Annotated in this window: 6 protein-coding genes; all 6 read right to left on the minus strand. The window is 64.8% G+C overall.

Annotated elements, in window-relative coordinates:
• Window positions 1-63 precede the first annotated feature (63 nt).
• Window positions 64-1,026 (minus strand): hypothetical protein, encoded by a 963-nt coding sequence (locus tag QW379_05525; GenBank protein MEM2869864.1) that lies wholly within the window; start codon window positions 1,024-1,026, stop codon window positions 64-66.
• Window positions 1,027-1,406: 380 nt separating this feature from the next.
• The gene (locus QW379_05530; protein MEM2869865.1) at window positions 1,407-2,129 is read right to left on the minus strand and encodes a M50 family metallopeptidase; all 723 of its coding nucleotides are present in this window, start codon (window positions 2,127-2,129) and stop codon (window positions 1,407-1,409) included.
• A gap of 2 nt (window positions 2,130-2,131) precedes the next feature.
• The gene (locus QW379_05535) at window positions 2,132-3,472 is read right to left on the minus strand and encodes a TraB/GumN family protein (GenBank protein ID MEM2869866.1); all 1,341 of its coding nucleotides are present in this window, start codon (window positions 3,470-3,472) and stop codon (window positions 2,132-2,134) included.
• Entirely contained in the window at window positions 3,469-4,890 is a 1,422-nt protein-coding gene (locus QW379_05540; GenBank protein MEM2869867.1) for an NAD-binding protein, read from the minus strand. Before QW379_05540 ends, QW379_05535 begins: the two co-directional genes overlap by 4 nt.
• A 4-nt stretch (window positions 4,891-4,894) precedes the next feature.
• A complete protein-coding gene (locus tag QW379_05545) occupies window positions 4,895-5,407 on the minus strand; it encodes an Lrp/AsnC family transcriptional regulator (protein ID MEM2869868.1) in 513 nt (170 codons plus the stop codon).
• A 413-nt stretch (window positions 5,408-5,820) separates the two neighbouring features.
• Window positions 5,821-6,663, minus strand: coding sequence for a hypothetical protein (locus QW379_05550; protein ID MEM2869869.1), 843 nt, complete (start codon window positions 6,661-6,663; stop codon window positions 5,821-5,823).
• Window positions 6,664-6,672 lie beyond the last annotated feature (9 nt).

The raw sequence follows: 6,672 nt of genomic DNA on the forward strand, positions 1-6,672 counted from the left end.
GGCCCGGTAATGAAGCCGCTGTTAAATAAGATTGCGACGGGCCCCCCGGCCTACACCAGCTTGCTATCGAGAGCTCCTTCGAGCTCGCCTGACCATCAGGAGGGCGAGGAGGAGAGAGACTATAGCGCTCGCCATCAGCGCGACCGCGGAGAGGAGGAGCGGCCCGCCATCTCCGTCCCGCGCGCTCCCGTCGCCCCCGTCGGGCGCGGGCGCCGCCGGGTATCTCAGCACCAGCCCACCCTCGCCCGTGCAGAGGGCGTATCTACCGTCGGGGCGGAACGATATCGAGAGCACGGAGAAGCCCGTGTCCGTCTCGATTGCCTCGAGGCCGGCGCCGTCGGTGTATCTGTAGAGTAGGCCTCCGCGCGCCGAAACAAGAGCGGTCCTGTTGTCCGTGGACCACGCAATCGCGAGGAACTGGCTTGCAGTGGAGGCGGCAACGGGCGTGAAGCGGGTTCCATCGTAGCGCAGGAGGGTGCCCAGAGTTCCGGCAAGGAGGGCGCAGCCGCCGTCGGGCCTCCAAGCGGCGGTCCTGACGAACTCGCTCGTGCCCGTGTCCAGATGTAGCACGGAGCCTGTCTCAGGGTCGTAGCGCAGGAGCGTTCCGGAATCACCGGCGACGAGGGCGATTCTCCCATCGGGCCTCCAGGCGACGGAGGTCAGGGGCCAGCTTGCGTTCGTCGTAATTCTCGAGAAGGCCCCGTGGGCGTAGGCGAGAAGGGTCCCATTGTGGCCGCAGAGGAGCGCCATGTCCCCCTGCGGCCTCCACGCGACGGCCTCAAGACGCACGGAACTCGTTCCATTGAGCTCCCTGAAGGAATGGCCGTCCCACTCGAGGACCGCGCCACCGTCGCCCACGAGAAGCGCAGTGTCGCCGGAGGGGTGCCAGCCGACGCCGTGCAGGTCGGACGCGACTCCCGGGGAAAGGGTGATGAAGAATTTCCCAGTGTATTGAAGCACCGTTCCGGACGCGCCCACTATGAGGGCATAGCTCCCCGAGGGCGCCGGACGCCATGCGACATCCAACAGGTCCCTCTGCGATGGGCACTCGAGCCTCTCCGGAAGCTCAGCCGGCCCCGCAAGCGCAGGCTGGAGCACATGCGAGAAGAGGAGGGCTAAAGCGGCGAGCGCGCCCAGCGAGAGCGCGGGCCTCAGCGCCCTCCGGACAAGGAAATGAGTGTCGAGTAATGGATGGATGGAGGGAGGATGTGAGAGGGGAATGGAGCGAGGTGGAGAGCGGCCGGACAGAGAATACGAGCGTGTGCGGGGATGGCCGCGCTCATGGAGGGGGCCGGAGGGATGGGGGAAAGGAGCTGCGGAAGAGCCCGGGGAATAGGGAGCCTTGGGAGCGGGCGGGGAATTATCGGGCCTGAGGTGAGAAAACGGCCCGGGGCGGGTGTGTGGCTTCATAGAATTCCCAGAAAGTGAAAATTGTACTCCGCGAGGATGAGTAGGGCGATGAGGGCAGAGAGGAGGCCGATGTAGGCCGCCGGGCTCCAGGCCCAGACCTTGCGGCCGTCGAATATGAACACGGGGAGCATGTTGAATATCCCGAGGATGCCGCTCACTATCACGACATATACCGTGAGGTAGCCGAGGACGAGCATCCCTTTAGATAGGACACCCAGGGGCAGGAATATGAAACCGACCAGGGCGTTCATTGCGGGCCCGGAGGCCGAGACTTTCCCGGTCTGCTCGACGCTCAGGTATCCGCGGTGATAGACCGCACCCGGCGCGGCAAAGTAGACCCCAAGGAGCGATAGAAAGAGCCCGATGAGCAGGCCCGTGTCGCTCTTCCGGAACTCGGCCCAGCAGCCGTATCTGCGCGCCATGAGCTTGTGGCCCATCTCGTGGCTGATGAAGCAGAGCACCACCGCCGCCATTGATATCAGGAAGAAGACGCCAGCGAGCCAGGCCGGCAGGCCTGCGAGAAGAACGAACTTTATGTCCGACATCGAGAATATCAGTGAGAGAACCAGAACGGCCACCGTCAGGTCCCGGAGCTCCTCGGGGCTCGTGAAGGGGCCCGGGTATGGCCCAGTGCGCGCCGCGTAGGGACCGGTAAGGTAGACGATGCGGGGGGGCGCCGCGTAGCCCCTCCGCCAGTAATAATCATCGTCGTCCCACATCGCTACCCCAGCCCCATTCTTATCAGATAGGGCATCGCAACAAAAGTCCCGATCATGCTCCCCACATTGGTCAGCGCCGCCACCATCAGGACCCTGATGACCCTGTTGTTGAAAAACTCTTTGGTCGTCGCCACCCTGCCGAGCTCCTGCCAGTCCTTAACGGTCGGAGTCCTGACCTTTGCCTCGACGAGACCCGAGAACCAGCCCGCCGCCACACCGGGGTGAATGGCTGTGAAGGGGGAGGCGATGAAGGCGGTTCCTATTGAAAGCGGGTGCCCGCGCGCGACAGCGCAGAAGCCCGCGGAGAGGAGCGCGTGAATCAAAAACCACCAGCCGAAGGCCTCGAGAGCCATCCCCACGCCCCTCGTCAAGGCCATCCACACGAGGATGCCGCAGAGGAGGATGGTGATTCCCCAGCCCAGAGCCCTCCCCCATGGGAAGCCGGGCGGCGGGAGCGCCTCGAGTTCTGCAATGGAGGGCAATGCCCCCCTCCCCCGGGCCAAACCGCTCCCTCCCCTCCCCGCCTCTGTGGCTCCCCCAGCCCCCACTCCCCTGACCCGTGTGCCCGGCGCGCGCGCGGCCTCCCCCCCACCCCCGACCCCGGCCCGCAAGGGCCCCGCGGTGCCCCCCATCTCTCCCGAGCCGGACTCGCCCCCGGGGCCCCCGCCCAGCGCCTCCGCGATTCTCGCCTTTACTCCCTGCAGGTGCCCCGCTCCAACGACGGCCAGCACCTTCCCCCCGCCCGAGGCCGCCTCGACGATTCTCCGGGCGATGTAGATGTCCCTCTCCTCTATCAGCACCTCGGCGACTGTGGGCGCGAGCTCCCTGAGCTCCCTCATCATCGCAGTTAGAGCGTCCTCCTTCATCAGCTCCTTCAAGTCCAGCTCCCCCTCCTCGTACTCGACGAATGGGAGCTGGAAGAGCGTCCTGACAACCCTCCACTTCTCCCGCAGCCCCATCCTCTTCCACGCCCGCTTCAGCGTGATGGTGATGTCTCTGTCCGCCAGAACAACCTTCACGCCCCTCTCCTCCGCCGCCCTTATCGCCTCGAGCATCTCCGCCCCCGGCTCCGCCCCGAGCCTCTCTCCCAGCCTCCTCTGGTAGGCGGAGAGGAAGGACTGGGCGATGAAGGCGTAGGCGTTCCTGTCCTTGAGGAGCCGTGTCATCGGCAAGCTCTCCCACGCCTCTTTATCCTTCAGGACCCTGTACCGTCGCTCACAGAGCTCCACCGCAACGACGTCGGGCCGGAACTCCTGAATCGCACCCCTGACCTCCGCCGCGCTCTCGGGAGAGACGTGGGCAGTCCCGACGAGCAAAATGTTCTCCCCGACGCGCTCTATCAAGCCGACCCCCCGGAGAGTCCCGCGGCCCTGAGGTAGCGCTCCCTGATTCTCTGCCTCGCCAAAGCCAGGGCCCTATCTCCATCAACCCCGGGCGCGAGGGACGGGAGCGGCACGGAGGCGCCTGCAGAGTTTGCGTGGCCGCCCGCCGAGCCCAGCCTCCCGAAGGCACGCTGGAGAACCCCGCCGACGTCGAGGGAGTGCTGGTCGGTCCGCGCGGATATGTGCACCATGCCCCCAATGATGCCCCAGACAAGCGAGGCGCAGACGCCGTCGAGGCGGAGGAGGAAGTCAGCGGCCCGCGCGAGAGTCTCCCTGTCCCTCACCCTACCGGCGAACGCGAGCAGGTGGCCGGATATGAGCTCCCTGTCCATTATTGCCCTCGCCAGCGCCGCGGCCGCGGAGGCGCTGAGCGGCGGGGCCTCGAGCCTGCGGACCAACCTTAGGTCAGCTTGCTCCGCGAGAAAGCCGAGGGCCTCGAGGTCCTCCGGGTGGACGCTCCGGGTGAAGTCCGCGGTGTCGACCTTTATTCCAAAAATCAGCGCGGAGGCGAGTGCCGGGTCCGGCCTTATCCAGAGGCGCCTTAAATAGCCCGTGAGCATTGTCGACGCCGCGCCCAGCTCCGGCCTGATGTCAACAAGTCCTCCCTCGGGCCAGAGGGAGGGGGAGAGGGGGTGGTGGTCTATCACGATATCCACCCTCGCCCCCGGCGGGAGGATGTTGTTTCTTCCGGGAACGGAGGACTCGACGAGCGCGACCGCGCCGTACCTGCCGGCGATGCGCGCCGCCTCCTCCGGGCTCTCGACCCTGCGCAGCCTCGCCCCCAGCATCGAGACCAGCAGTTTGCTGCTCTCGCCCGAGACGCTCCCGCCGTGGTAGATGCCGCACCTCACACCGCGGGCCGCGCAGATTCTCTTCAAGGCGAGGCCCGAGGCTATCGTGTCCGGGTCGGGGTCGTCGTGGAGGAAGACCGCCAGCCCCCTACCACCGCAGTCGTCGATGACCGAGACGAGCCGCCGGGCCGCCCTCTGGCCCTCGAGCGAGCCCATCTTCTCGAGCATCCCGGAGGCCGCTAGCCTCGCGGGCTCGACGGCGAGGTCGGCCCCGGCAAGCCTGAGCCCGCTCGCAGCGCCCCGTCCGGAAGCCTCGGCGAGGATCAGTATGTCGGGTCTCAGGCGCCTCAGCTCTCGAGATATCGACGCGTTCAGCTCTCCGCGCCCCGTGACCACGAAGGCGGCGTCGGCGGCCGCGGGAACACGCCGGGCCATCCTCTCCTCGGGGGTCCTAACCACGCGTGCGCCCGTGCCCCTCATTGCGCGCGCGGATGCAGAATCGGGGACGAGGCAGAGCGGCCTCTCGCCCCTCCGGCAGACCTCGCGCGCCAGCTCCCGCGCGAGCCCTCCCCCGCCGATAATCACCATCAAGTCAGATACCGCCCCAGTGCTGCTCCTTGTGGGAGCTCATGACGATCTGAACTACTGTGTCCCTCACGCCCTCCATCCTCAGAAAATTGTCCACGAAGTCCTGCAGCTCCGATGTCGAGACAAAGAGCGCCACCAGAAGGATGTTGTGAGGACCGGTCACGCGATGAATCGCCGTTACCCTAGGGTGCTGTCTGAGCTTCTGCACGACCTCTCTCAGCCTGTCCGAACTGACCTGCAGGTGGATGAAGGACTTCACTGTGTTCTCCACGGCGGAGAAGTTGATTACCGTCGTGAAGGCCAGGATGAGCCCCTTCTCCTTGAGCGCCTTCACCCTCCGCCTCACGGTGGCCTCGGTCACGTGGAGCTGGGCCGCGATTCTGCTGTTGGTCTCCCGAGCGTTGCGGACCAGAATCGAGAGTATCTGGATGTCCCTCTTGTCAACCGGCAGGAGCCTCCGGTCCAGTGCCCTCCATCTCTCCGCGAGGTCAAGCTCGACGCCCCTCAGGCGTCCCACCCCCCTCTTTTCGATTTTCGGCGCCTTTCCCCCAGTATGCGCCGAAATCAGGCATTGGCTCCTGGCGTATTTATTGATTGCGCGGGCGCCCGGAGGCCATTTTTCGGCGGCTGGCCGGCAGTCCAACCGAAATCTTCCTGTGGGGTCAATGCGGGGTCTCAATGGGGGTAAGGGAGCTATACGGGCCCCGAATCGAGTAGTTAATGGCCAGGGGCCGCCGAAGGGGGGTAGAAACATCGTGGAAGAGGTGGGTGTTCCTATTCATTTCGGCGGCCACTGGCCTATCATATTTATGTATTATTTCGCGGTCCCTGCTCCGCGTTCGAATCAATTAATTCTCTTGGAGACTATAAATATCTTTCTGACAATTTTCGACAGATTCGCGTCGAAACCGGTACATGAGTTCTCGGATGTTACCTCACCCTCGCCTCCACGACCGCCACGCAGAGCTCCAGCCTCGTCACCGCCTTGAGCTCCAGTCTCACCCAGCCGTCGCCCGTCTCGATGGAGTAATCGGCACCCATCGTGAGGTTCGTCACGGGGCGGGAGAGGGTCTCATTGAAGTACCGGGCCCACGCGCCTGGGGAAGTTGTGGTCAGGTTAACGCTTATATTCTTTCCCAGAGACCATTCCGCGCCCTCGTAGACGTTCCAATCTTTCGAGACCACCCTGGTCTCGACCACGACATTCTCCGTCCCCGCGAGGCTGGTGTAGTCGCCGGTCAGAGACACGAAGAGCATCGAGGCGGAGAGGTTCCCGGCCGCGCCCCGGCTCGCGCTGAAGTGGGGCGGAGCCCTCATCGCCGCATCGCTCCCGCCCGACACGAGGACGGCCCCCTGCTCGTATATGAAGGTCTGCTGTGATACGTATGCGTTCTGGGAGAAGAATGAGACGCTCCCCCGGCTCCTTACATAAACGTCCCCGGGGTCGTCGGTGTTGTAAACCGCCAGCGAGCCGTTGAAAGGGTTGGTGACGAGTCTCCCCGCGGTCTTGGAGAAGCCGAGGAGCGCGCTTGGCTCCCTCCCGAGGGTTACCCTCGTGCTGACACTCACGGGAGTCTCCCTGAGAATCTGGGCATCTATGTTTTCCCTGAGCGCGTAGAACTGCTCCAGCGTCTCCCTCATGTGCTGGTTCTCATCTATTTCGCCCCACACCGGGACGTAGTACATTATAACGAGAGATAGGACGCTGCTGATGATCAGGAGCAGCATCACCGCGGTCACCGCGCCCGAGACCGCACGCCCGTTCCAGCGCACCCGGCCCTC

The sequence above is a fragment of the Thermoplasmata archaeon genome (assembly GCA_038851035.1).
GTDB lineage: Archaea > Thermoplasmatota > DTKX01 > VGTL01 > VGTL01 > JAWCLH01.